A 22,172-nucleotide genomic window follows, 5' to 3' on the forward strand; every position below is an offset into this window, starting at 1 on the left:
TAAACGAAAGAAATTATGAAAAGATACAATAAAATAACAGGTGTGCTGGCAGTTGCCACGCTGTCTCTGTTCTCCGCTTGCTCCGAGGACGCTATGGACAGAATCAACAAGGACAACGACCACACCACCAGCGTTGCCGCGAGATTTATCCTGGCAGATGTAATCACTTCCACCGCTTTCTCCAACTCCAGCGGTGACCTCAACACGTATGCTTCCGCCTACGTGGAATATGAAGTAGGCGTTGACAACCAGCTTTTTTACGCCGAAACGCGCGAAAGCGAACCGTCGTCTTCGTCCACCTATAATAATGTATGGAACGGCATCTACTCTACGCTGAAAAACGCGCGCATCATCGTGAAGCAGTGCGGCGAAGGCGGAAGGGACCACGGCAACTACCTCACCCAAGGGATGGGCGAGGTGATGGCTGCCTACAACTGCGCACTGCTGACGGATTTCTTCGGTGACGCTCCTTGCAGCCAGGCTGCGCTGGTAGACGAATACGGTTCGCCGGTCTACCTGACTCCGAAAATGGATACCCAGCAGGAGATTTATACGCAAATCATGGCGTATCTGAACGATGCTATCGTGAATCTTCAGAAGAGCGACTTGGCGGACGTATCCGGTCAGGACTTTCTCTACGACGGGGATGCAGCGAAGTGGCTGAAATTCGCTTACGGTTTGAAAGCGCGCTATACGATGCGGCTTCTCAGCCGTTCAAGCAACCGGGATGCTGATTTGTACAAGGTGCTCGAATACGTCAGCAAGTCTTTCACATCGGCAGACGAGCAGGCTGCGTTCAGTCTCTACGACGCAACGAACATCAACCCGCTCTACGGATTTTATGTTGCCCGCGCCGCGCTAGGAGCCAGCCAAAGTTTGTGCAATAAACTGATTACCAGCAACGACCCGCGTGCGGGACGTGCGTTCTTCACGCCGGTTGCGAGCCAGAAGCGTACGCAAGTGGCTGCCAACGACGCTACCTTAATACCCGCGCCCAACGGTACGCCCGACCAGAGTACTTCCAAATATGGAATTTCCGCGTTTATGTATGCCAAGACTGCGCCTACACTGCTGTTGAGCTACCACGAATTGTTGTTTCTGAAAGCGGAAGCACTGGTGCGCTTGGGCGACCCTACCGCAAAAGATGCTTTGAAAGCTGCGGTAACTGCCGGCTTGCTCAATGCTGAAAACAGTATCGCCATCGCTATCAGGGAGTTGGGAACTGCATTGAACACGAATGGTTCCGCACCGTTCGACAAAACCAATGCCGAAGCATATTTCGACAATGAAGTGGAAGGGAGATACAATGCCAATTCGTTGCAGGAAACGATGATTCAGAAGTATTTTGCCCTGTGGGGAACTTCGGGAGAAGCTACGGAAACGTACAACGATATCCGTCGTATGAAAGGTATGAACGAGAATTTCATTACGCTGTCCAACCCTCTCAACGCGACTAAATTCCCGCTGCGCTACTCTTACGGCAACAGTGACACCACTGCCAACCCGGAAGTGAAGGCTGCCTACGGCAACGGTGACTATGTATATAGCGAACCTGTCTGGTGGGCTGGCGGAAGCCGATAACCGTACTTTACATCTCTCAAAGGAGAGACTTTACATAGCGTCGTTTCTGACTCTAACAAATTAACAGAAGCGAACAAAAATAGGCCAACCGTGAGGTTCGCCTATTTTATTTTTTATCAGACACGGATTACACGAATTGCGCTGTTGCTCTATGCAACCCTATTTCAAAAAACCGTGAAATCCGTGTTATCCGTGCCTAAAGATTATCATTTAATTGTGATGAAGCACTTATCATTAAATCCAGCAGACAGACAAACCGGAAAAGTGGAAATCCGGCATACGTTGTGATACCGTTTTTCTACTGGGTGATACCATTTCCGTCCGTCTACCCTATTTATTTTTTTTAAGTATCTATTCTACCATTTCAAGTCGGGTAAGTATTTACTTAGCGTAGTGCGGAGAATTCCCAAAGTAATCGGTTTCACCAGCACTTCCGTCGCTCCCGCGTTCATCGCGTTCTCCTTATCGGAGCTGAAAGCATAAGCAGTCTGCATGATAATGGGGATTTCCGTATTGGACTCACGGATTATCTTCGTCGCTTCCAGTCCGTTCATCACGGGCATTTTGATATCCATCAGCATCGCTTTGACTTTTTCGTGGTGTTGCTGGAACAACTGCACCATTTCTTCGCCGTTTCTAGCCCATTCGATATCACATTTTTTACCTATGATAGCCTTTATCAACTTGAAGTTGCTGTCATCATCCTCAGCCACCAGAATCAGTGGACGAAATTCATTGGTTTGTACGCCTTCCATATTGTTTTTACTATGTTTTACTATTGTTATTTTATCTGTTTTTTAAGGGTAGTCTCCCTTTTCAGCCCGCAAGGTATAAAAAATATTCATATATTTCGCTATCTTTGCGCTTCAAATTAAAAGAATAGTATGATTTCTGTTGACGGATTGGCCGTAGAGTTTGGCGGCGCTGCTTTATTTAGTGACATTTCCTTCGTAATTAATGAGAAAGACCGCATCGCCCTGATGGGCAAGAACGGGGCTGGTAAAAGTACACTGCTGAAGATTTTGGCGGGTGTGCGGCAGCCTACCCGCGGCAGGGTTTCGGCTCCTAAAGATTGCGTGGTGGCTTACCTGCCGCAGCACTTGATGACGGAAGACGGACGGACGGTGTTTGAAGAAACGGCACAGGCGTTCGCGCATCTGCACGAGATGGAAGCACAAATCGAGAGGTTGAACAAGGAACTGGAGACGCGGACGGATTACGAGAGCGACAGTTATATGTCGCTGATTGAGGAAGTTTCTACTTTGAGCGAGAAGTTTTACTCGATTGATGCCACGAATTATGAGGAAGATGTGGAGAAGTCTTTGCTCGGACTGGGGTTCAAGCGGGCGGATTTCCATCGTCAAACGAGTGATTTCAGCGGCGGATGGAGGATGCGTATCGAGCTGGCGAAGTTGCTGTTGCAGAAACCGGACGTGTTGTTGCTCGATGAGCCGACGAATCACTTGGATATTGAGTCTATCCAGTGGTTGGAAGATTTTCTGATTAATAACGGTAAGGCGGTGATTGTGATTAGTCACGACCGCAAGTTTGTGGATAATATCACGACGCGTACCATCGAGGTGACGATGGGGCGCATCTATGACTATAAAGTAAATTACTCGCAGTATCTGCAACTGCGCAAGGAACGCCGGGTGCAGCAGCAGAAGGCGTATGACGAGCAGCAGAAGTTTATCGCCGAGACGACGGAGTTTATCGAACGGTTCAAGGGTACGTACTCGAAGACGTTGCAGGTGCAGAGCCGTGTGAAGATGCTGGAGAAACTGGAGTTGCTGGAAGTGGACGAGGAGGATACTTCAGCATTGCGGTTGAAATTTCCACCCTCACCTCGTTCGGGCAGTTATCCGGTGATAATGGATGGTGTCGGGAAGACGTATGGTGACAAGACGGTGTTCCGCAACGCGAATCTGACGATTGAGCGCGGGGATAAGGTGGCTTTTGTAGGCAAGAACGGTGAAGGTAAGTCTACGCTCGTAAAGTGTATCATGCGGGAAATTGAACATGACGGTACGCTGACACTGGGACATAATGTGCAGATTGGGTATTTCGCGCAGAACCAGGCTTCGCTGATGGATGAAAATCTGACAGTGTTTCAGACGATTGATGATGTGGCGAAGGGCGAGATTCGGAACAAGATTCGGGATTTGCTGGGTGCTTTCATGTTTGGCGGGCCGGAAGAGTCGATGAAGAAGGTGAAAGTGTTGTCCGGTGGTGAGCGCACGCGGTTGGCGATGATAAAACTCCTGCTGGAGCCGGTCAATCTCCTGATTCTCGATGAGCCGACGAATCATCTCGACATGAAGACGAAGGATATTCTGAAGCAGGCGCTGCTCGATTTTGACGGTACGCTGATTGTCGTTTCGCACGACCGTGACTTCCTCGACGGACTGGTGACAAAGGTGTATGAGTTTGGCAATCAGAAGGTGACGGAGCACCTTTGCGGCATCTACGAGTTCCTCGAAAAGAAGAAAATGGATTCGTTGCAGGAGCTGGAAGGGCCGGGCGCGGGGGCGTAGCGCCCCGGCAAGGTTTCCTTGCGGTGTGTTGACATTTTAGGCACGGATTACACGGATTTCACGGTTTTTAGAAATATGATTGCATAAAGCAACAGCGTAATCCGTGTAATCCGTGCCTAAAAATTCTTATTTATAATACTCATTTTCTTGTATATGCCATAAACTCATCAACTTATAACAACCTAATAAATAATAAAAAGAGGGTGATGGCTAGAAGAGGAAAGAAAAGTATTTGTATATTTGTGCACATTAATAAGAAAAAGAACCACTAAAAAAAATAGTTTCTCTAAAAGAAAGGATGAAAGGGAAGAAACGAATTATAGTAACTCTGCTGTTTTTTATCAACATTATCATGTTGGTGGCGGCAGTTATTCCCCATCATCACCATCCCAACGGAATGATTTGCATGAAGCAGGACTTGCCGGTAGAACAGCAGTGTCCCATGCATAATCACCATCACCACCAACATCAGCCCGGAAGCGATTCCTGCTGCAACAGCGAATGCCTGACAAGGTTTCAATCGCCTATCCCATCCATACACACTGACAGCGGCCCGGATTACGTATTCATCGCTACGCTGTTCACGGATGTAATCATAGAACATTTACTGCGACCGCAAGAGAGACGGGTCAAGAACTACTACGTCTACCGAGACTCTCTACATGGTACGGATACTCCCCGTGCCACTTCTCTTCGCGCTCCCCCCTACTCTGTTTTTGCGTAAAAACGTGAATGCAAATCTGTTGCATCCGCGTTACTTTATCTTTGTAGCGTAAATCAAAAACAGTAAAATTTAGTAGGAAAATATCATTTATGAAGAAATTTATTTTTATCGGAGTCCTGGGACTGTTCGTCTTGGGGGCTTGTAATAGTACCGTCACACACACACACAACGAGCATGACCACGAAGCGGAAGGACATAACCATGCGGCAGAAGGTCACAATCATGCGGCAGAAGGTCACGACCACGAAGCTGAAAGTCACGACCACAGCGCCCACGGCGGCGAATGTAGCGGCGACCACAGCCACGAAGCAACCGACAGCCAGAAGGAAAGCGCAGAAGCCCACAGTGATGAAATTATTCTTCCGAAAGCGAAAGCCGACGCAGCCGGAGTGAAAGTGAGCACCGTTGAGCCTGCTCCTTTCCAGCAGGTGATTAAGACCAGCGGACAAGTGCTGGCTGCGCAGGGAGACGAATCGGTTGCCGTAGCTACAGTAGCCGGCGTTGTTTCTTTCCGTGGAAAGGTGACGGAAGGAATGAGCGTCGGCAACGGCACTCCTCTCATCACGATTTCTTCGCACAACATTGCCGACGGCGACCCGGTGCAGCGTGCACGTATCGCCTACGAAGTGTCGAAGAAAGAGTACGAACGCATGAAGGCGCTTGTCCAAAACAAGATTGTATCCGACAAGGATTTTGCGCAGGCTGAACAGAGTTACGAAAACGCACGCATCAGCTACGAAGCCCTCTCCAAGAACCATTCGGCTATCGGACAGAATATCACGGCTCCTATTGCCGGATACGTGAAAAGTATCCTTGTGAAAGAAGGAGATTATGTGACTATCGGTCAACCGTTGGTTAGCGTGACGCAGAACCGTCGCCTGTTCCTTCGCGCGGAAGTATCGGAGAAGTATTACACATACCTTCGTACGATTAATTCGGCAAACTTTCAGACACCGTATAACAACCAGGTGTACGAACTGAAGGCATTGAACGGCAGACTGCTTTCATTCGGCAAGGCTGCCGGAGACAATTCCTTTTATGTGCCTGTCACGTTCGAGTTTGACAATAAAGGTGAGGTGATTCCCGGTTCTTTTGTAGAGGTATTCCTGCTTTCTTCGCCGATGGAGAATGTAATTTCACTTCCGCGCACTGCGCTGACAGAGGAGCAGGGCATTTATTTCGTATATCTGCAACTGGATGAGGAAGGTTATAAAAAACAAGAAGTTACGATTGGTGCCGACAATGGCAAGAGTGTGCAAATTCTTACAGGTGTGAAGTCCGGTGACCGTGTGGTGACCGAAGGGGCTTATCAGGTGAGACTGGCAAGCGCAAGCAATGCAATTCCCGCACACAGCCACGAACATTAAGCGGCAAGGTGCCGCAGCCGGATTTTCTTGCGGCGCATCTATCCTTTTTTTTATAACTCAACTAATGAATTATCATGCTTAATAAAATTATACATTACTCCCTGCATAACCGGTTGGTTGTGCTCTGTGCGGCTATTCTCCTGCTCATCGCGGGGACATACACCGCCATGCATACGGAAGTAGACGTATTCCCCGACCTCAACGCACCTACGGTAGTTATCATGACCGAAGCGAACGGCATGGCTGCCGAGGAAGTTGAACAGCTCGTCACTTTCCCTGTTGAAACTGCCGTAAACGGCGCTACCGGTGTACGCCGCGTGCGTTCTTCTTCCACCAATGGTTTTTCTGTTGTGTGGGTGGAGTTCGACTGGGGGACAGATATTTATCTTGCCCGCCAGATTGTGAGCGAAAAGCTGGCGGTGGTCAGCGAATCGCTGCCTGTCAATGTCGGCAAACCGACTCTCGGCCCACAATCTTCTATCTTGGGCGAGATGCTTATCGTCGGATTGACTGCCGATTCGACTTCTATGCTCGACCTTCGGACGATTGCCGACTGGACGATTCGCCCCCGTCTGCTGTCTACCGGTGGTGTGGCGCAGGTAGCTGTGCTCGGTGGAGATATCAAAGAATACCAGATTCAGCTAGACCCGGAACGGATGCGCCACTATGGCATCTCGATGGGCGAAGTCATGGCCGTGACGCAGGACATGAACCTGAACGCGAACGGTGGTGTGCTCTATGAGTTTGGAAATGAATATATTGTACGTGGCGTACTGTCTACCACGCAGACCGGACAGCTCGGCAAGGCGGTGGTAAAGACGGTGAACAGTTTCCCTGTCACGCTGGAAGATATTGCGAATGTGACCATCGGCCCGAAAGCTCCGAAACTGGGTACGGCTTCGGAACGTGGCAAACCGGCAGTGTTGATGACCGTTACCAAGCAGCCTGCCACCAGTACGCTGGAGTTGACGGACAAACTGGAGACTTCTTTGAAAGACCTTCAAAAAAATCTGCCGCCGGACGTGAAGGTGTCAACGGATATTTTCCGTCAGAGCCGTTTTATCGAGAGTTCTATCGGCAATGTGAAGAAGTCGCTTTTGGAAGGCGGTATTTTTGTCGTTATCGTCCTGTTCCTGTTCCTGGCGAATGTGCGGACTACGCTGATTTCGTTGGTGACATTGCCGCTTTCATTGCTGGTTTCCATATTGACGTTGCATTACATGGGACTGACTATCAACACGATGAGTCTCGGTGGTATGGCGATAGCTATCGGTTCGCTGGTAGATGACGCGATTGTCGATGTGGAAAACGTGTACAAGCGGCTACGGGAAAACCGGCTGAAAGCGGAAGCGGAAAGGCTGAGTACGCTCGAGGTGGTTTTCAATGCTTCGAAAGAGGTGCGTATGCCGATTCTCAATTCGACGCTGATTATTGTGGTCAGCTTCGTTCCATTGTTTTTCCTGAGTGGCATGGAAGGCAGGATGCTCGTACCGCTGGGGATTGCTTTTATCGTGGCGCTGTTTGCTTCTACGGTGGTTGCGCTGACGTTGACTCCGGTGCTTTGTTCTTATCTGTTGGGAAGCAACAAGACGAACAAGGAGATGAAAGAGTCTTTTGTAGCGCGTTGGATGAAAGGGGTTTATGGGAAGGCGTTGACTTGGGTGTTGGCACACAAGCGGGTGACATTGGGCGGAACGATTGCGCTCTTTCTCGTTGCGTTAGGTGTATTCTTTACGCTGGGACGCAGTTTCCTTCCTTCTTTTAATGAGGGTTCGTTTACAATTAATATCAGTTCTCTGCCGGGCATTTCTCTGGAAGAGAGTAATAAAATGGGGCAGCGTGCGGAAGAGTTGTTGATGACGATTCCGGAAATACAGACAGTGGCCCGCAAAACGGGGCGTGCCGAGTTGGATGAGCATGCGCTGGGCGTGAATGTGTCGGAGATAGAGGCTCCGTTTGAATTGAAGGACCGTCCGCGCGGTGAATTGGTGGCAGAGGTGCGCGAGAAATTGGGGACGATTACGGGCGCGAATATTGAAATCGGTCAGCCCATCAGCCACCGTATCGACGCTATGTTGTCCGGGACGAAGGCGAATATCGCGATTAAGCTGTTCGGGGATGATTTGAACAGGATGTTCTCGTTGGGCAATCAGATTAAAGGGGCTATCAGCGACATTCCCGGTGTGGCGGATTTGAATGTGGAACAGCAGATTGAGCGTCCGCAGTTGAAGATTCAGCCGAAACGGGAGATGTTGGCCAAGTTCGGAATTACGCTACCGGAGTTTTCGGAATATGTCAATGTGGCTTTGGCGGGAAAGGTGATTTCGCAAGTTTACGAGCAGGGGAAGAGTTTCGATTTGATTGTGAAAGTGAAGGATGATGCCCGCGACGAGATGGAAAAGATTCGTAATCTGATGGTGGATACAAATGACGGCCGCAAAGTTCCTTTGAGTTATGTGGCGGAAGTGGTGTCGGCCATGGGCCCGAACACCATCAACCGCGAGAATGTGAAACGGAAAATCGTGATTTCTGCCAATGTGGCCGACCGTGACTTACGCAGTGTGGTGAATGATATTCAGAAGGAGATTGATTCGTCGGTACAGTTGCCCGAAGGGTATCATATTGAGTATGGCGGACAGTTCGAGAGTGAGCAGGCGGCCAGCCGGACGTTGGCGCTGACTTCGTTTATCAGTATTGCTGTCATTTTCTTATTACTTTACAATGAGTTCCGCAGTGTCAAGGAGTCGGGCGTTATTTTGCTGAATCTGCCGCTTGCGTTGATTGGCGGTGTTTTCGCACTGGTGATTACGACAGGCGAGGTCAGCATCCCCGCCATCATCGGTTTTATCTCTCTGTTTGGTATCGCGACCCGTAACGGTATGTTGCTGATTAGTCATTACAACCATCTGCAACAGGAAGAAGGTCTGAATGTCTACGACAGTGTGATTCAAGGCTCTCTCGACCGTTTGAATCCGATTTTGATGACGGCTTTGTCTTCTGCGCTGGCATTGATTCCGCTGGCTTTGGGCGGCGACTTGCCGGGTAACGAAATACAGAGTCCGATGGCCAAGGTTATCTTGGGCGGACTGTTAACGTCTACTTTTTTGAACGGTTTCATCGTTCCGATTGTTTATCTACTAATGCACCGGAAAAACAAAGCGAATAACAACAATAGTCATTTGATAAATGAGAACTTAGGGGCGTAGCGCTCCGGCAAGGTTTCCTTGCGGCATGAAGATATTTTAGGCACGGATTACGCGGATTTCACGGTTTTGGGAAATGCGGTTTATAAAATAACAGCGTAATCCGTGTAATCCGTGCCTAAAAATTATCATTTAAAGTGATATATAATAAAAAACAAGAAAGTATGAAACGAATTATCATGATAGGTTCCTTAGCTGCCACTGCGTTCTTTGCCCTGACGGGCAGTATGCAGGCGCAGAGCAGCATAGACCAGGTTTTAAAAAATATAGAAACAAATAATAAGGAGTTGCAGGCGAACGGGCAACTGATTCAGTCGCAAAAACTGGAAGCTAAAACGGATAATAATCTGCCGGACCCTACACTTTCTTATGCGCATCTTTGGGGTTCGAAGGATAAGAGTGAAACAATCGGCGAGCTGGTTGTTTCGCAGAGCTTCGATTTTCCGAGTTTATATGTGACACGTAATAAGTTGAACCGCTTGAAAGCGGGGGCTTATGACAGTCAGGCGGATGTTTTCCGCCAGGAGAAGTTATTGCTGGCGAAGGAGCTTTGCTTGGATATTATTATGCTTCGTCAGCAGAAGAATATCCTGGAAGAGCGTCTGCGTAATGCGGAAGAACTCTCGAAGATGTATGCCAAACGTCTGCAAACGGGGGATGCGAACGCGCTCGAGACGAATAAGATTAATCTGGAATTGTTGAACGTCAAGACGGAAACGTCGCTGAACGAAACGGCACTTCGCAATAAGTTGCAGGAACTGAACACGCTGAACGGGAATATTCCGGTGGTTTTCGAGGAAAATCAATACCCGTCTGTGCCTTTCCCGTCCGACTATCAGATTCTGAAATCCGAAATAATGTCCGCAGACCGCACGTTGATGGCTCTCGGCAACGAAAGTTTGGTTGCCCGCAAACAGATTGCCGTCAATAAGTCGCAGTGGTTGCCGAAACTGGAGCTGGGTTATCGACGGAATACGGAAACGGGAGTACCGTTCAATGGCGTGGTAGTCGGTTTTTCTTTCCCGCTCTTCGAGAACCGGAATAAAGTGAAGATTGCCAAAGCGCAGGCGCTGAATATCGACTTACAAAAGGATAACGCAACATTGCAGGTGGAATCCGAACTGGCACAGCTTTACCGCGAAGCCAAAGCACTGCACGCTTCGATGGAAGAATACAGCAAGACTTTCCAGTCACAACAAGACCTGGCATTGCTGAAGCAGGCGTTGACCGGCGGACAAATAAGCATGATTGAGTACTTCGTAGAAGTATCTGTAATCTACCAAAGCCACCAGAACTATCTGCAACTGGAAAATCAGTATCAGAAGGCAATGGCACGGATTTACAAGAGTAAACTATAACGTTTTTATCTCATCCGGTAAATATCCGCTGCGGATACGCCACTCTTGCGGGTAAAGATTATTTGCACGGTTGCCGATATTCTTTACGAAGCCGAGAGGGATATTCCGATAGGTAAGTAAAACATAACCGCGAGGGGCTGTTGCCGATAAGGTAATGGCCTCTTTCCGTAAGTAGGCAATCGCTTGTTCGTAAGTTACTTCTTCGGTCGCAAAAGCTTCGCGGCGCAACAGTGCGGAACTCATTGCCAAAGCATGGCCGGGGATTAAATCTTTTCCTTTCACCTCTCCCACTCCGACACCGGCCGACACGATTCTCAGGCTTTGCTTCATGGCTGCCAGTTCGTCAGCATATCGTTGCGGGAAGATTTGAATGGTTGTTCCTTCTGCGGATAATAGATAACTGGCGGACTCCTCTTCATTCAACCAGTTCTTGGCTATATTCAGATGTTCTTTGGTGACAAGTGACGGCGTTGCTCCGCCTTTCTTATCCTTTTTCTTTGAAGTTTTGCCTTTAGCAAAAGAAAAGACGAGTGTGTTGTCTTCTTCCGTTTCCGGTTTGCGAAGGGCGGCTAAGAAAAAGCCCTCGCCTTTGGTTTTATGAGGGAAGAAGTGATAGACTGGTGTTTCTAGCGCAGAGTGCCCGGAACTGTCAGACTCATCCCGTAAAAGATTTCCTGTAATATTCCAGTCTTTCCGAACTTCCAAGACCAACGGTTCCGCCCCGAATTCTTGCTGAATCCAACGAACGTTTTCTTCATCTTCTTTTGTATTATACGTACATGTACTATATATAAGGATTCCACCGGGCTTCAAGCTAGGCCAAATATCTGCGATAATTCTCCGTTGCCGTTGCCAGCATATCGCTACATTTTCCGGACTCCATTCTTCAACCGCCACCGGGTCTTTGCGGAACATACCTTCGCCCGAACAGGGAACATCAGTCAGAATCACGTCAAAGAAAGAGGGCAAAGATGAAAAGTCAGCAGGGTCATTATTGGTTACAACGACATCCGGCTGCCCCCACTTGGTCAGGTTCTCCGCCAAAATCTGAGAACGGTTTCTGATAACTTCATTGGCAACCAGCAGACTTCCTTCAGGAAGCACACTGCGGGCATGAGTCGATTTTCCACCGGGAGCAGCACATAAGTCCAACATCACCACCGGTTCTGTGACGTATTGCCGGAGCACCTGTTCTACAAACATGGAAGATGCTTCCTGAACATAATAGCAGCCTGCATGAAACAAAGGGTCGAACGTAAAAGTAAGACGCTCATCGAGATAAAATCCCTCGGATGACCAGGGAACTGGGAGAAGTTGAGAATTGAGAATTGAGAGTTGAGAGTGAACCGCATTGTCCTGCATAGCCACTCTCAACTCTCCACTCTCCATTCTCAACTTATTAAAGTTCAACCTTATGCTGACAGGTGGTTCCTGTTGCAAGGCAGCAGCCAGTTTGTCGTATTCTTCGTCACCCAATAAAGAGCGGGTGTAATCTATGAAAGAAGCGGGTAAATTCATTTTCGTATCTTAATTTTCGCAAATATCAAAAATATTTCGTCTCTTTGCAACTTTCTTGGATATTAACTACGTCTAACAGACAAAGAAACAAATTAAAAAACTATTTATATGAAAAATTTTCTACTTGCATTGATGGTTGTATTGACCACTTGCACATTGGCTATCGCCCAAAATAATACGACGGTTATACAAGATTCAGTCGGGAACGTAAAAATCAGCGTAAAGAAAAGTAATAAAGCAAACGCAAATAACACTGCTGTAACAGTGGTTGGCGTAGACACTACGGATGCCGATTCTACCGACATTGATGCTGATTCAAGCAGTGCGAGTCACGGTAGTGCCAGTTTCTCAATCAATACGGATGACGATGACTTTCCATTCAATAAGATGGGAGATGCCATTAGCGGTGGCATTCTCGTATCCATCATCGCTATTATTGCCGTATTCGGATTGCCGGTGTTCATCCTGTTCGTTGTCTTCTTCTTCCGCTACAAGAACCGGAAAGCACGTTATCGTCTCGCCGAACAAGCGCTTGCAGCAGGACAACCCTTACCGGAAGACTTTATCCGGGAAAACAGGACAGTCGACCAGTGTTCACAAGGTATCAAAAACACGTTTACCGGTATCGGACTTTTCATCTTCTTATGGGCAATCACAGGAGAATTCGGAATAGGAACTATCGGACTGTTAGTTGCATTTATGGGAGTCGGACAATGGATTATTGGTAACAAACAGAAGCAAAATTCGGAAGCATCCGACGCTTGGATGCGCAATATCGGTTCCAAAGAGAAAGGCAATGGGCTGAATAAAGGAAAGAACGAAGAAGAAAAGCCCGAAGAAGAAAAATGAGCCAACTCAACGATATATCGCTAGTCGCGCAGGTCGTGGTGTTCAAGAACACCAGGGCCTTCGACCAGTTGGTGGGAAAGTACCAGTCGCCTGTCCGGCGGTTCTTCCTGAATCTGACTTGCGGCGACAACGAATTGAGTGACGACTTGGCACAAGATACATTCATCAAGGCATATACGAATATTGCTTCTTTCCGAAACTTATCAAGTTTCTCTACGTGGCTGTACCGTATTGCATACAATGTTTTTTATGACTATATTCGCAGCCGGAAAGAGACGGCTGACTTGGATACAAGGGAAATAGACGCCATCAACAGTACCGAGCAGGAGAATGTCGGTCAGAAAATGGATGTCTACCAGTCGCTCAAGACGCTCAAAGAAGTGGAAAGAACCTGCATCACGTTGTTCTACATGGAAGATGTAAGCATCGACAAGATTGCGGGGATAACAGGAATACCGACAGGGACGGTGAAAAGCCATCTGTCGCGTGGTAAAGAGAAATTAGCAACGTATTTAAAACAAAACGGTTATGAAAGAAGTAGACAATGATAAGCTCTTGCGCGATTTCTTCGCAGAAAACAGGCAGGAAATAGCGGACAACGGATTCAGTCGCCGTGTCATGCACCACTTGCCCGACCGCAGCTATCGGTTGGCACGTCTTTGGAGTGCTTTCGTAATGGCGATTGCAACTGTACTTTTCGTTTGGCTGGGCGGTTTGGAAGCTGCTTGGGGAACAATCAGGGAAGTGTTTATCGGTATGATTAATCATGGTGCTACAAGCCTTGACCCGAAATCAATTATTATCGCTACCGTCGTCCTGCTGTTTATGGCGACGCGTAAAGTGGCTTCGTTGGCATAAAGTAGTACGAAAAAGTTAATATTTAACAGTCCCTGTTGACAAGGAAGAGAGGCGGAAAGAGAAAACGCCGTTCTTGGCAGACATTGGCAGACAGACAAGGACAATTCCCATACGCAGAAAAGGGCGGTTTAACATAATGTTAAACCGCCCTTTTCATAACAGACAATTATTATCTCCTTCTTACTCATTATCAACACGATACGTCACAATATCCGTGTTTTCATCCATGCTTCCGCCAATGATTGGATATTTATATAATTACGAATCTGACAAGTTACGTCCCACAAATAAAATTCTCTTACTAAGAAACGTCTCTTACTAATAAACCTCTCCTACTGTTAAACAATGATAAATCTACCCTTTATTCCAAGTCGCCCCAAACTTAGATGTTGTATCTTTGTTGTTCTGTAAACTAAAATAGAGAGAAAAGTTTTGAAACTACGTATATTTATTTTATTTCTGTTTTTGTCTTTATTGCGTGCCCAGGCGGATGTCATCGACAGTTTGATGACGCATCCACGGGACTCTATCGGACTAACAAGTGATTCTCTAGTATTACATTTCCTGAAAGAATCAGGTATTCCCATTTCCGATAATAATAAAGTCAAGCTGCTGAAAAGCGGACGGGAGAAGTTTATCGATTTATTTGAAGCCATAAGGGAAGCCAAACACCATGTTCACCTTGAATATTTCAATTTCCGCAATGACTCCATCGCCAATGCTTTATTCGACCTCTTGGCCGAAAAGGTAAAAGAAGGCGTTGAAGTGCGGGCTATGTTCGACGCCTTCGGCAACTGGTCGAATAACAAGCCGCTCAAAAAGAAACATCTCAAGAAAATACGCGAACGGGGCATCGAAATTGTCAAGTTCGATCCGTTTACCTTTCCTTACATCAACCACGCCGCCCACCGCGACCACCGGAAGATTGCCGTTATCGACGGAAAAGTGGCTTATACGGGCGGAATGAATATCGCCGATTATTACATCAACGGTTTGCCCAAAATCGGAACTTGGCGGGATATGCACACGCGTATCGAAGGGGATGCCGTCAACGACCTGCAAGAAATTTTCCTCACGATTTGGAACAAAGAGACGAAGCAGAATATAGGCGGGGAAGCCTATTTTCCGCAACATGCGGGACAGACGGACAGCACCAATATTGTAGTCGCCATCGTAGACCGCACTCCGAAGAAAAACAGTCGTATGTTGAGCCACGCATATGCGATGAGTATTTATTCGGCGCAAAAGAATGTACACATCGTCAATCCTTACTTCGTACCGACTTCTTCAATCAAGAAAGCACTGAACCGCTCCATTGACCGGGGAGTGGACGTGACGATTATGGTTTCTTCCGCTTCTGATATTCCGTTTACGCCGGATGCTGCGCTCTATAAGCTGCATAAGTTGATGAAAAGGGGAGCTACCGTCTACATGTACAACGGGGGATTTCATCACTCGAAAATTATGATGGTCGACGACCTGTTCTGCACAGTCGGCACCGCCAACCTGAACAGCCGGAGTCTCCGATACGACTACGAGACGAACGCTTTCATCTTTGACAAAAAAATAACAGCCGAACTGAATACCATGTTCCATGAAGATATAGAACACTGCACCCAACTGACACCTGAATTTTGGAAAAAGCGTTCACCCTGGAAGAAGTTCGTCGGATGGTTTGCTAATTTATTCACGCCATTTTTGTAATTTTGCACAAGCGTGTAGTTGTGAATACACCAATGATTTGAAAATTTATTCATTATGAAACAATACCTGGATTTGCTCAACCGTGTACTGACTGAAGGCACGGAAAAAAGTGACCGCACCGGAACGGGAACCATCAGCGTTTTCGGCCATCAAATGCGTTTTAACCTCGAAGACGGTTTTCCCTGTCTGACGACGAAGAAGCTGCATCTGAAATCAATCATATACGAGTTGCTTTGGTTTCTGCAAGGAGACACTAACGTAAAATATCTGCAAGAGCACGGAGTCCGTATCTGGAATGAATGGGCTGACGAGAACGGTGACTTAGGCCACATCTACGGTTACCAGTGGCGTTCGTGGCCTGACTACAACGGTGGCTTCATCGACCAAATCAGCGAAGTGGTAGAAACAATCAAGCATAACCCGGATTCACGCCGTATCATCGTGAGTGCCTGGAACGTGGCAGATCTGAACAATATGAATCTCCCGCCCTGCCATGCTTTCTTTCAGTTCTACGTAGCAGACGGACGATTGAGCCTGCAACTTTACCAACGCAGTGCCGATATCTTCCTCGGCGTTCCTTTCAACATCGCTTCTTATGCATTGTTATTGCAGATGATGGCGCAAGTAACAGGATTGAAAGCCGGTGACTTTGTTCATACGTTCGGTGACGCTCATATCTACCTGAACCACCTGGAACAGGTGAAACTGCAACTGTCGCGTGAACCTCGCCCGCTGCCACAAATGAAAATCAATCCGGATGTGAAAAGTATCTTCGATTTCAAATTTGAGGACTTTGAATTAGTAAATTACGACCCGCATCCGCATATCGCAGGAGCAGTAGCCGTGTAATTTCCATGTGTCGTAAATTCACATGAGTCATATAATTCTTATGAGTAAAGTATCCATTATCGCCGCCATAGACCAGCGTATGGCAATAGGCTTTCAGAATAAACTTCTTTTCTGGCTGCCCAACGACTTGAAGCGTTTCAAGGCGTTGACTACCGGAAACACCATTATAATGGGGCGCAAGACTTTCGAATCTCTTCCGAAAGGCGCGTTGCCCAATCGCAGAAACGTTGTACTGTCTTCTAATCCGGCTACGGAATGTCCCGGTGCAGAAGTGTTCCCGTCGCTTGAAGCGGCTTTGCAAAGCTGCAAAGAAGAGGAACATGTATATATAATCGGCGGTGCAAGCATTTATCGGCAAGCACTTCCTTTTGCTGACGAACTCTGCCTGACAGAGATAGACAGCACTGCTCCCGAAGCCGACGTATATTTCCCTGATGTTTCTCCGGAGATGTGGCAAGAAAAAAGCAGAGAAGCTCATCCTGCGGATGAGAAACATCTCTGCTCCTATGCCTTTGTAGATTACGTAAGAAAATGAAATAAATTAATCTTCCTCGCCCACCTCGACCATGATAGGCATCTGCCTCTTAATGGCTTCGTGGAAGGAGATTAACGTTTCTGTACGCGCCAATCCCAGTGGTTGCAATTTATCATGGATAACACTCAACAAATGGTGGTTATTCTTTGCGTAAATCTTGATGAACATGTCATATTTTCCGGTAGTGAAATGACATTCCACTACTTCGGGAATAGCTTCCAAAGCCTTTGTCACCGAATCAAAGGATTCGGGGTCTTTCAGATAGATACCGATGTAAGCACAAGTCTCATAACCTATTTTTTCGGGGTCAATGACATATTCTGAACCTTTGAGTATCCCTAAGTTAGTTAGTTTTTGAATACGTTGATGAATCGCGGCACCGGAAACATTACAAGCTCTCGCCACTTCCAAAAAAGGAATACGTGCATTGCCGGCAATCAGTTTCAGTATTTGTTCATCCAGCGTATCTAATTGATGATGTCCCATTTCTTAAATCAAATTGTTTTAATCAGTGAATCTTTTGTGCAAAGTTAGCGATTTTCCGGCAACAAATGCTATAAACTATTACTTTTATTTATACGAAGCAGATAAATCAACAATAGTTTGTATCTTTGTAAAAACATAAATATACCATTTATATGAGACAAATTTGCTGTATTGTTCTATTTTTCTTCACTTTTGTGGAAGGTTATGCACAGAACTTTGCCGATTATTTTCAGGACAAAACATTGCGAGTGGACTACATCTTCACCGGAGATGCCGGGCAACAGGCCATCTATCTCGACGAACTGTCACAACTCCCTTCCTGGGCAGGCCGCCAGCATCATTTATCCGAACTTCCACTGGAAGGCAACGGTCAAATCATCGTGAAAGACCTTGCCACCAAACAGTGTATCTACAAGACTTCCTTCTCTTCTCTGTTTCAGGAATGGCTCACCACGGACGAAGCCAAAGAAACGGCAAAGGGATTTGAAAACAGTTTTCTTCTGCCTTATCCCAAACAACCGGTAGAAGTGGAAATCATCCTGTATTCTCCGCGCAGGGAATTGATGGCCAACTACAAGCATATCGTCCGCCCTGACGATATCCTGATTCATAAACGGGGAGTGTCACACGTCACCCCGCATCGCTATATGCTTCAAAGTGGCAACGAGAAAGAATGTATCGACGTCGCCATCCTTGCTGAAGGATATACCGAGCAGGAGATGGACTTGTTCTATCAGGACGCGCAAAGCACCTGTGAAAGCCTGTTTTCGCACGAACCGTTCCGCTCCATGAAAGATAAGTTCAATATCATCGCCGTTGCCAGTCCGTCTACGGACAGCGGCGTCAGTGTACCCCGGAATAACCAGTGGAAGCAAACGGCCGTCCACTCTCATTTCGACACTTTCTATTCGGAACGTTACCTGACTACCAGCCGGGTAAAATCTATCCATAACGCCTTAGCCGGCATCCCTTACGAACACATTATTATTCTCGCCAACACTGACGTATATGGTGGCGGCGGTATCTATAATTCGTACACGCTGACTACCGCTCATCATCCGATGTTCAAGCCCGTAGTGGTACATGAGTTCGGACACAGCTTTGCGGGATTAGCCGACGAATATTTCTACGAGGACGATACAATGACGGATACCTATCCACTGGATATTGAACCGTGGGAGCAGAACATCTCGACACGGGTGGACTTCGCTTCCAAGTGGGAAAACATGCTCACCGAAGGTACTCCCATCCCCACCCCTACCGCCGAAAGGAAAAAATACCCGATAGGAGTCTATGAAGGAGCCGGATACTCAGCCAAAGGCATCTATCGCCCTGCCTATGACTGCCGCATGAAAACAAACGGTTACCCGGAATTCTGTCCGGTTTGCCAACGCGCCATCCGCCGCGTGATTGAATTTTATATCCCTTAAAGGGGTTATACGATAGATACAAAAATAGATTATTTAAAAGTACAAACTTAAAACCCAAACCGTATGATTAGATTTCAGCCGATTAGTACATCGGATTTCCAACATTACAAGTTCATGGAAGAATTACTTATCGATGCGTTTCCACCGGAAGAATACCGTGAGTTAGACCAGCTACGTGAGTACACTGACCGCACAGGTAACTTTTACAATAATATCATCTTTGATGATGACCTGCCCATCGGATTTATCACTTACTGGGACTTTGACAGCTTCTACTACGTAGAGCACTTCGCAACCAACCCTGCCTTGCGAAACGGTGGATATGGAAAACGTACTCTCGAATACTTGTGCACCTACTTGAAGCAACCGATTGTACTCGAAGTGGAACGCCCTGTAGAGGAGATGGCAAAACGCCGTATCGGATTCTATCAACGCCAAGGCTTCGTTCTGTGGGAAAAAGACTATTACCAGCCACCTTACAAACCGGGAGACGATTTCCTGCCTATGTATCTGATGGTACACGGTAATCTCAACCCGGACAAAGAATACGAAATGATAAGGAAGCAACTTCACACAATCGTTTACGGAGTAAAAGAATAAAAGAAAATAAGGGATATTATTAATAGGAGCAGCAGCAGTAAAAGTCTTATTAGTAGTAGAAACAGCTAAAAATAGGGATATTCCTAAATAAAGAAAGGGCTTCCAAAATGATTTGGAAGCCCTTTCTTTAATATATTGAATTAACTAATTATTTCTCACCACGTTTAGTAGCAGAATAGTTAATCTTCAAAGCATAAGATTTTCTAAGAGCATTTTTTACGTCAGTAATAATACCCATCTTAGTCTTTTGGTCTACTTTCAGAGACACAGTCATTTTAGCTGCATCACCCTCATTCATACTAGCACGTTCCTGGAAAATGAAGTCTTGTACTTCACCAACTTCAGCGTAGCTGTCGTTAAGCTGAATACGACTTTCAGTACCCATTTTCGCGCGGAATTCCTGAGTAGGTTCACCTACATAAATGAATGTCACCAGTGATTTCTTCTCCAGTTTTTCGAGTTCAGTACCTTGCGGAAGTGTAAACTGCACCTTTAATGTTACCTCACGCATTGTTGTTACAATCATAAAGAAGAACAACAAAGTAAAGATAAGGTCAGGCAACGAAGAAGTATTCAATGCCGGCATTTCACGTTTACCAGTCTTATTAAATTTTCCCATTACTTACTTCTTTTTTTCTCCGTATTTTTTAGGTTCTGCCTCAGAAATTCGTTGCGGATAGATTTCACGAACAGCTTTCTGCTGCGCGTCGTTCAACTCCGCATATGTAACTCCGAATTTTTCCTGAGCCAACTCATCTCTCAATTCATTATATGCAGCAACCAATTCGTTCTGCACGCTGATGTATGCCTGATAAGAAGATCCACGGTCATTCTGCAAAGAAATTACATGCTTGTTGTTAACCATATATGTACCGAAGAATTCCACATTTTCTTGTGTCTTCTCAGGCATATTCTCTGCATTATTGACATTAGCAATAAATTCTTTAGCTTTATCTCTCAACTGATCAACGCTGATATAATCATTACCGCACATCAATGCATCATCCTTATTCAGGTAAACCTGCAAAACGTTACGTTCTTTGATTTTATCAGTATTCTGTTGATCTTGATCTTCGGGTGGCGGTGGCAAAAGTCTTGCCAAACCACGGTCCGTATCCATTGATGTCGTAATCAAGAAGAAGATCAGCAACAAGAAAGCGATATCCGCCGTAGAACTTGAATTTATATCAGGAACTTTTCTTTTTCCTTTTGCCATTGTAATTACTTATTTAATTGAGTTTCCCCAATTGATTACGATAATTTTTTCTTTATACCACTCGCAATGATTGCAACAACAGTCACAAACAACAGGATGTAAATAGCATAAAGGAACATATCAGTTATCTTCAGCCAGAAAGGAACATTGTCCGTACCACTATAACCCGGGATTTGCATCGGTGTACCGTCACCCATAGCCCAAGCTACAACTAAAACAATAGCCAAAAGAACCAAGCCAAGCAAAGACTTAATTGCATTTGCCGGATTATCTTTCAAAGCTGCACCAAATTGGAATATAGCAGCAATAATTGTAGCAGCAACAGCAAGACCAAACAAAGCATACATCAAATAGAGTAAGGAATTTGTTTGGGCAGGTTGCCACATTTCGGGATCAACTCCCGGTATCACTGCATCGCCTGTAGCATCTCCCCCTAAGAAGAAGATCCCCAATACGATCAGGATGATGGCAAACATCGCATAAAGTGCGTAATACGATGCTCTATATGTTAACTTACTCATCTTTATTATTTTTTGTATTTCAAGTTATATTTGATTACCATGTCAAGCAAAGAGATAGAAGAATCTTCCATTTCGCTTGTAAGAGCTTCAATTTTAGCAAGTACGTAGTTGTAGAATACCTGAAGAATCAAAGCAACGATCAAACCGAAGATAGTTGTAATCAAGGCTACTTTCATACCACCAGCAACAACCGTCGGAGAGATATCACCTACCTGTTGGATTTTGTCAAATGCCTGCACCATACCGATTACAGTACCCAAGAATCCGAGTGACGGAGCCATTGCGATAAACAGTGTAATCCAAGAACATCCTTTTTCAAGGTAACCGGCCTGTACACCACCGTAAGAAACAACTGATTTTTCAACTACGTCGATACCCTGGTCAATTCTCATCAAACCTTGGTAGTAGATAGAAGCAACAGGACCTCTCGTGTTACGAGCGATGTCTTTAGCAGCTTCAACATCACCTTTTTCCAAAGCAGCTTCGATAGATGCCATGAATTTCTTTGTGTTGATTTCAGCCAAGCTCAAATAGATGATACGTTCGATACAGAAAGCCAAACCGATCACCAAAGCGATAGCTACCAAACTCATGAAAGATGCAGTACCTTCAATGAATTTAACTTTGATTTCCTTGTGAATACCACCTTCTTCTGCAGCAGGAGCAGCAGCGGTAGTTTCAGCAGCAGGAGCAACAGCTTGTTGTTCAGTTTGTTCTGCTGCAGGAGCATCTTGAGCCTGAGCAAGTTGAATAGAGCCAAATGTAAAGGCACCAATCACAGCAACAATTGCGAATAACTTTTTCATTGTGTGTCTAATTTTTAAGATTAATTAATTGAT

At 46.2% G+C, this 22,172-nt stretch carries 21 protein-coding genes; 14 read left to right on the plus strand and 7 right to left on the minus strand.

What is annotated here, in order from left to right:
• The first annotated feature begins 15 nt into the window (after positions 1-15).
• Positions 16-1,581 carry a SusD/RagB family nutrient-binding outer membrane lipoprotein gene (locus tag BacF7301_RS25200; protein WP_167966942.1) on the plus strand — a complete coding sequence of 522 codons (1,566 nt, stop codon included), beginning with the start codon at positions 16-18 and terminating at the stop codon, positions 1,579-1,581.
• Positions 1,582-1,937: 356 nt separating this feature from the next.
• Here the strand turns inward: BacF7301_RS25200 and BacF7301_RS25205 are convergent, their stop codons facing one another.
• Complete coding sequence (locus BacF7301_RS25205) at positions 1,938-2,336, minus strand: response regulator (protein ID WP_167966943.1); 399 nt, start codon at positions 2,334-2,336, stop codon at positions 1,938-1,940.
• Positions 2,337-2,465: 129 nt separating this feature from the next.
• Between BacF7301_RS25205 and BacF7301_RS25210 the strand changes: the two genes are divergently transcribed.
• From BacF7301_RS25210 to BacF7301_RS25230, 5 genes are all read left to right on the plus strand, one after another.
• A complete protein-coding gene (locus BacF7301_RS25210; RefSeq protein WP_167966944.1) occupies positions 2,466-4,115 on the plus strand; it encodes an ABC-F family ATP-binding cassette domain-containing protein in 1,650 nt (549 codons plus the stop codon).
• Positions 4,116-4,413: 298 nt separating this feature from the next.
• On the plus strand, positions 4,414-4,839 hold the full coding sequence (locus BacF7301_RS25215) for a DUF6769 family protein (RefSeq protein WP_167966945.1): 426 nt from the start codon (positions 4,414-4,416) through the stop codon (positions 4,837-4,839).
• Between the two features lie 89 nt (positions 4,840-4,928).
• The gene (locus BacF7301_RS25220; RefSeq protein ID WP_167966946.1) at positions 4,929-6,206 is read left to right on the plus strand and encodes an efflux RND transporter periplasmic adaptor subunit; all 1,278 of its coding nucleotides are present in this window, start codon (positions 4,929-4,931) and stop codon (positions 6,204-6,206) included.
• A 74-nt stretch (positions 6,207-6,280) separates the two neighbouring features.
• Entirely contained in the window at positions 6,281-9,412 is a 3,132-nt protein-coding gene (locus tag BacF7301_RS25225; RefSeq protein ID WP_167966947.1) for an efflux RND transporter permease subunit, read from the plus strand.
• 161 nt (positions 9,413-9,573) lie between these two features.
• A complete protein-coding gene (locus BacF7301_RS25230) occupies positions 9,574-10,767 on the plus strand; it encodes a TolC family protein (RefSeq protein ID WP_167966948.1) in 1,194 nt (397 codons plus the stop codon).
• On the opposite strand, the gene BacF7301_RS25235 is transcribed toward BacF7301_RS25230, so the two are convergent.
• The gene (locus BacF7301_RS25235) at positions 10,762-12,285 is read right to left on the minus strand and encodes a methyltransferase RsmF C-terminal domain-like protein (RefSeq protein ID WP_167966949.1); all 1,524 of its coding nucleotides are present in this window, start codon (positions 12,283-12,285) and stop codon (positions 10,762-10,764) included. The two genes, BacF7301_RS25230 and BacF7301_RS25235, sit on opposite strands and share 6 nt — an antisense overlap.
• Before the next feature lie 108 nt (positions 12,286-12,393).
• On the opposite strand from BacF7301_RS25235, the gene BacF7301_RS25240 reads away from it, so the two are divergent.
• From BacF7301_RS25240 to BacF7301_RS25265, 6 genes are all read left to right on the plus strand, one after another.
• Positions 12,394-13,134 (plus strand): DUF6249 domain-containing protein, encoded by a 741-nt coding sequence (locus BacF7301_RS25240; protein ID WP_167966950.1) that lies wholly within the window; start codon positions 12,394-12,396, stop codon positions 13,132-13,134.
• Positions 13,131-13,682, plus strand: a complete 552-nt coding sequence (locus BacF7301_RS25245) for an RNA polymerase sigma factor (RefSeq protein WP_167966951.1) — start codon at positions 13,131-13,133, stop codon at positions 13,680-13,682. Before BacF7301_RS25240 ends, BacF7301_RS25245 begins: the two co-directional genes overlap by 4 nt.
• The gene (locus BacF7301_RS25250; protein WP_167966952.1) at positions 13,663-13,992 is read left to right on the plus strand and encodes a DUF5056 domain-containing protein; all 330 of its coding nucleotides are present in this window, start codon (positions 13,663-13,665) and stop codon (positions 13,990-13,992) included. Before BacF7301_RS25245 ends, BacF7301_RS25250 begins: the two co-directional genes overlap by 20 nt.
• Positions 13,993-14,424: 432 nt before the next feature.
• Entirely contained in the window at positions 14,425-15,696 is a 1,272-nt protein-coding gene (gene cls, locus BacF7301_RS25255) for a cardiolipin synthase (protein ID WP_167966953.1), read from the plus strand.
• Between the two features lie 54 nt (positions 15,697-15,750).
• Positions 15,751-16,545 carry a thymidylate synthase gene (locus BacF7301_RS25260; RefSeq protein ID WP_167966954.1) on the plus strand — a complete coding sequence of 265 codons (795 nt, stop codon included), beginning with the start codon at positions 15,751-15,753 and terminating at the stop codon, positions 16,543-16,545.
• A 40-nt stretch (positions 16,546-16,585) separates the two neighbouring features.
• The gene (locus tag BacF7301_RS25265; RefSeq protein WP_167966955.1) at positions 16,586-17,080 is read left to right on the plus strand and encodes a dihydrofolate reductase; all 495 of its coding nucleotides are present in this window, start codon (positions 16,586-16,588) and stop codon (positions 17,078-17,080) included.
• Positions 17,081-17,086: 6 nt separating this feature from the next.
• Here BacF7301_RS25265 and BacF7301_RS25270 read toward each other — a convergent pair whose 3' ends face one another.
• Entirely contained in the window at positions 17,087-17,566 is a 480-nt protein-coding gene (locus BacF7301_RS25270; protein ID WP_167966956.1) for an Lrp/AsnC family transcriptional regulator, read from the minus strand.
• Between the two features lie 152 nt (positions 17,567-17,718).
• Here BacF7301_RS25270 and BacF7301_RS25275 point away from each other — a divergent pair, with 152 nt between their 5' ends.
• Positions 17,719-18,996: an IgA Peptidase M64 gene (locus BacF7301_RS25275; RefSeq protein ID WP_167966957.1), complete on the plus strand. Its 1,278-nt coding sequence runs from the start codon at positions 17,719-17,721 to the stop codon at positions 18,994-18,996.
• A gap of 63 nt (positions 18,997-19,059) precedes the next feature.
• Entirely contained in the window at positions 19,060-19,596 is a 537-nt protein-coding gene (locus tag BacF7301_RS25280) for a GNAT family N-acetyltransferase (protein ID WP_167966958.1), read from the plus strand.
• A gap of 148 nt (positions 19,597-19,744) precedes the next feature.
• Here the strand turns inward: BacF7301_RS25280 and BacF7301_RS25285 are convergent, their stop codons facing one another.
• Genes BacF7301_RS25285 through BacF7301_RS25300 form a run of 4 tightly spaced genes read right to left on the minus strand, consistent with a single transcriptional unit; the run spans position 19,745 to position 22,139 of the window.
• Positions 19,745-20,215 carry an ExbD/TolR family protein gene (locus BacF7301_RS25285; protein WP_167966959.1) on the minus strand — a complete coding sequence of 157 codons (471 nt, stop codon included), beginning with the start codon at positions 20,213-20,215 and terminating at the stop codon, positions 19,745-19,747.
• Positions 20,216-20,218: 3 nt separating this feature from the next.
• On the minus strand, positions 20,219-20,812 hold the full coding sequence (locus BacF7301_RS25290; RefSeq protein WP_167966960.1) for an ExbD/TolR family protein: 594 nt from the start codon (positions 20,810-20,812) through the stop codon (positions 20,219-20,221).
• A 35-nt stretch (positions 20,813-20,847) separates the two neighbouring features.
• Entirely contained in the window at positions 20,848-21,333 is a 486-nt protein-coding gene (locus BacF7301_RS25295) for a hypothetical protein (RefSeq protein ID WP_167966961.1), read from the minus strand.
• Between the two features lie 5 nt (positions 21,334-21,338).
• Positions 21,339-22,139 (minus strand): MotA/TolQ/ExbB proton channel family protein, encoded by an 801-nt coding sequence (locus tag BacF7301_RS25300; protein WP_167966962.1) that lies wholly within the window; start codon positions 22,137-22,139, stop codon positions 21,339-21,341.
• Positions 22,140-22,172: the final 33 nt, after the last annotated feature.

This window comes from Bacteroides faecium, assembly GCF_012113595.1.
Lineage (GTDB): Bacteria > Bacteroidota > Bacteroidia > Bacteroidales > Bacteroidaceae > Bacteroides > Bacteroides faecium.

Excerpts from the sequence above, each read along its gene's own strand:
- BacF7301_RS25200 (WP_167966942.1), top strand. The coding sequence starts at position 16 with ATGAAAAGATACAATAAAATAACAGGTGTGCTGGCAGTTGCCACGCTG.
- BacF7301_RS25205 (WP_167966943.1), bottom strand. The coding sequence starts at position 2,336 with ATGGAAGGCGTACAAACCAATGAATTTCGTCCACTGATTCTGGTGGCT.
- BacF7301_RS25210 (WP_167966944.1), top strand. The coding sequence starts at position 2,466 with ATGATTTCTGTTGACGGATTGGCCGTAGAGTTTGGCGGCGCTGCTTTA.
- BacF7301_RS25215 (WP_167966945.1), top strand. The coding sequence starts at position 4,414 with ATGAAAGGGAAGAAACGAATTATAGTAACTCTGCTGTTTTTTATCAAC.
- BacF7301_RS25220 (WP_167966946.1), top strand. The coding sequence starts at position 4,929 with ATGAAGAAATTTATTTTTATCGGAGTCCTGGGACTGTTCGTCTTGGGG.
- BacF7301_RS25225 (WP_167966947.1), top strand. The coding sequence starts at position 6,281 with ATGCTTAATAAAATTATACATTACTCCCTGCATAACCGGTTGGTTGTG.
- BacF7301_RS25230 (WP_167966948.1), top strand. The coding sequence starts at position 9,574 with ATGAAACGAATTATCATGATAGGTTCCTTAGCTGCCACTGCGTTCTTT.
- BacF7301_RS25235 (WP_167966949.1), bottom strand. The coding sequence starts at position 12,285 with ATGAATTTACCCGCTTCTTTCATAGATTACACCCGCTCTTTATTGGGT.
- BacF7301_RS25240 (WP_167966950.1), top strand. The coding sequence starts at position 12,394 with ATGAAAAATTTTCTACTTGCATTGATGGTTGTATTGACCACTTGCACA.
- BacF7301_RS25245 (WP_167966951.1), top strand. The coding sequence starts at position 13,131 with ATGAGCCAACTCAACGATATATCGCTAGTCGCGCAGGTCGTGGTGTTC.
- BacF7301_RS25250 (WP_167966952.1), top strand. The coding sequence starts at position 13,663 with ATGAAAGAAGTAGACAATGATAAGCTCTTGCGCGATTTCTTCGCAGAA.
- BacF7301_RS25260 (WP_167966954.1), top strand. The coding sequence starts at position 15,751 with ATGAAACAATACCTGGATTTGCTCAACCGTGTACTGACTGAAGGCACG.
- BacF7301_RS25265 (WP_167966955.1), top strand. The coding sequence starts at position 16,586 with ATGAGTAAAGTATCCATTATCGCCGCCATAGACCAGCGTATGGCAATA.
- BacF7301_RS25270 (WP_167966956.1), bottom strand. The coding sequence starts at position 17,566 with ATGGGACATCATCAATTAGATACGCTGGATGAACAAATACTGAAACTG.
- BacF7301_RS25275 (WP_167966957.1), top strand. The coding sequence starts at position 17,719 with ATGAGACAAATTTGCTGTATTGTTCTATTTTTCTTCACTTTTGTGGAA.
- BacF7301_RS25280 (WP_167966958.1), top strand. The coding sequence starts at position 19,060 with ATGATTAGATTTCAGCCGATTAGTACATCGGATTTCCAACATTACAAG.
- BacF7301_RS25285 (WP_167966959.1), bottom strand. The coding sequence starts at position 20,215 with ATGGGAAAATTTAATAAGACTGGTAAACGTGAAATGCCGGCATTGAAT.
- BacF7301_RS25290 (WP_167966960.1), bottom strand. The coding sequence starts at position 20,812 with ATGGCAAAAGGAAAAAGAAAAGTTCCTGATATAAATTCAAGTTCTACG.
- BacF7301_RS25295 (WP_167966961.1), bottom strand. The coding sequence starts at position 21,333 with ATGAGTAAGTTAACATATAGAGCATCGTATTACGCACTTTATGCGATG.
- BacF7301_RS25300 (WP_167966962.1), bottom strand. The coding sequence starts at position 22,139 with ATGAAAAAGTTATTCGCAATTGTTGCTGTGATTGGTGCCTTTACATTT.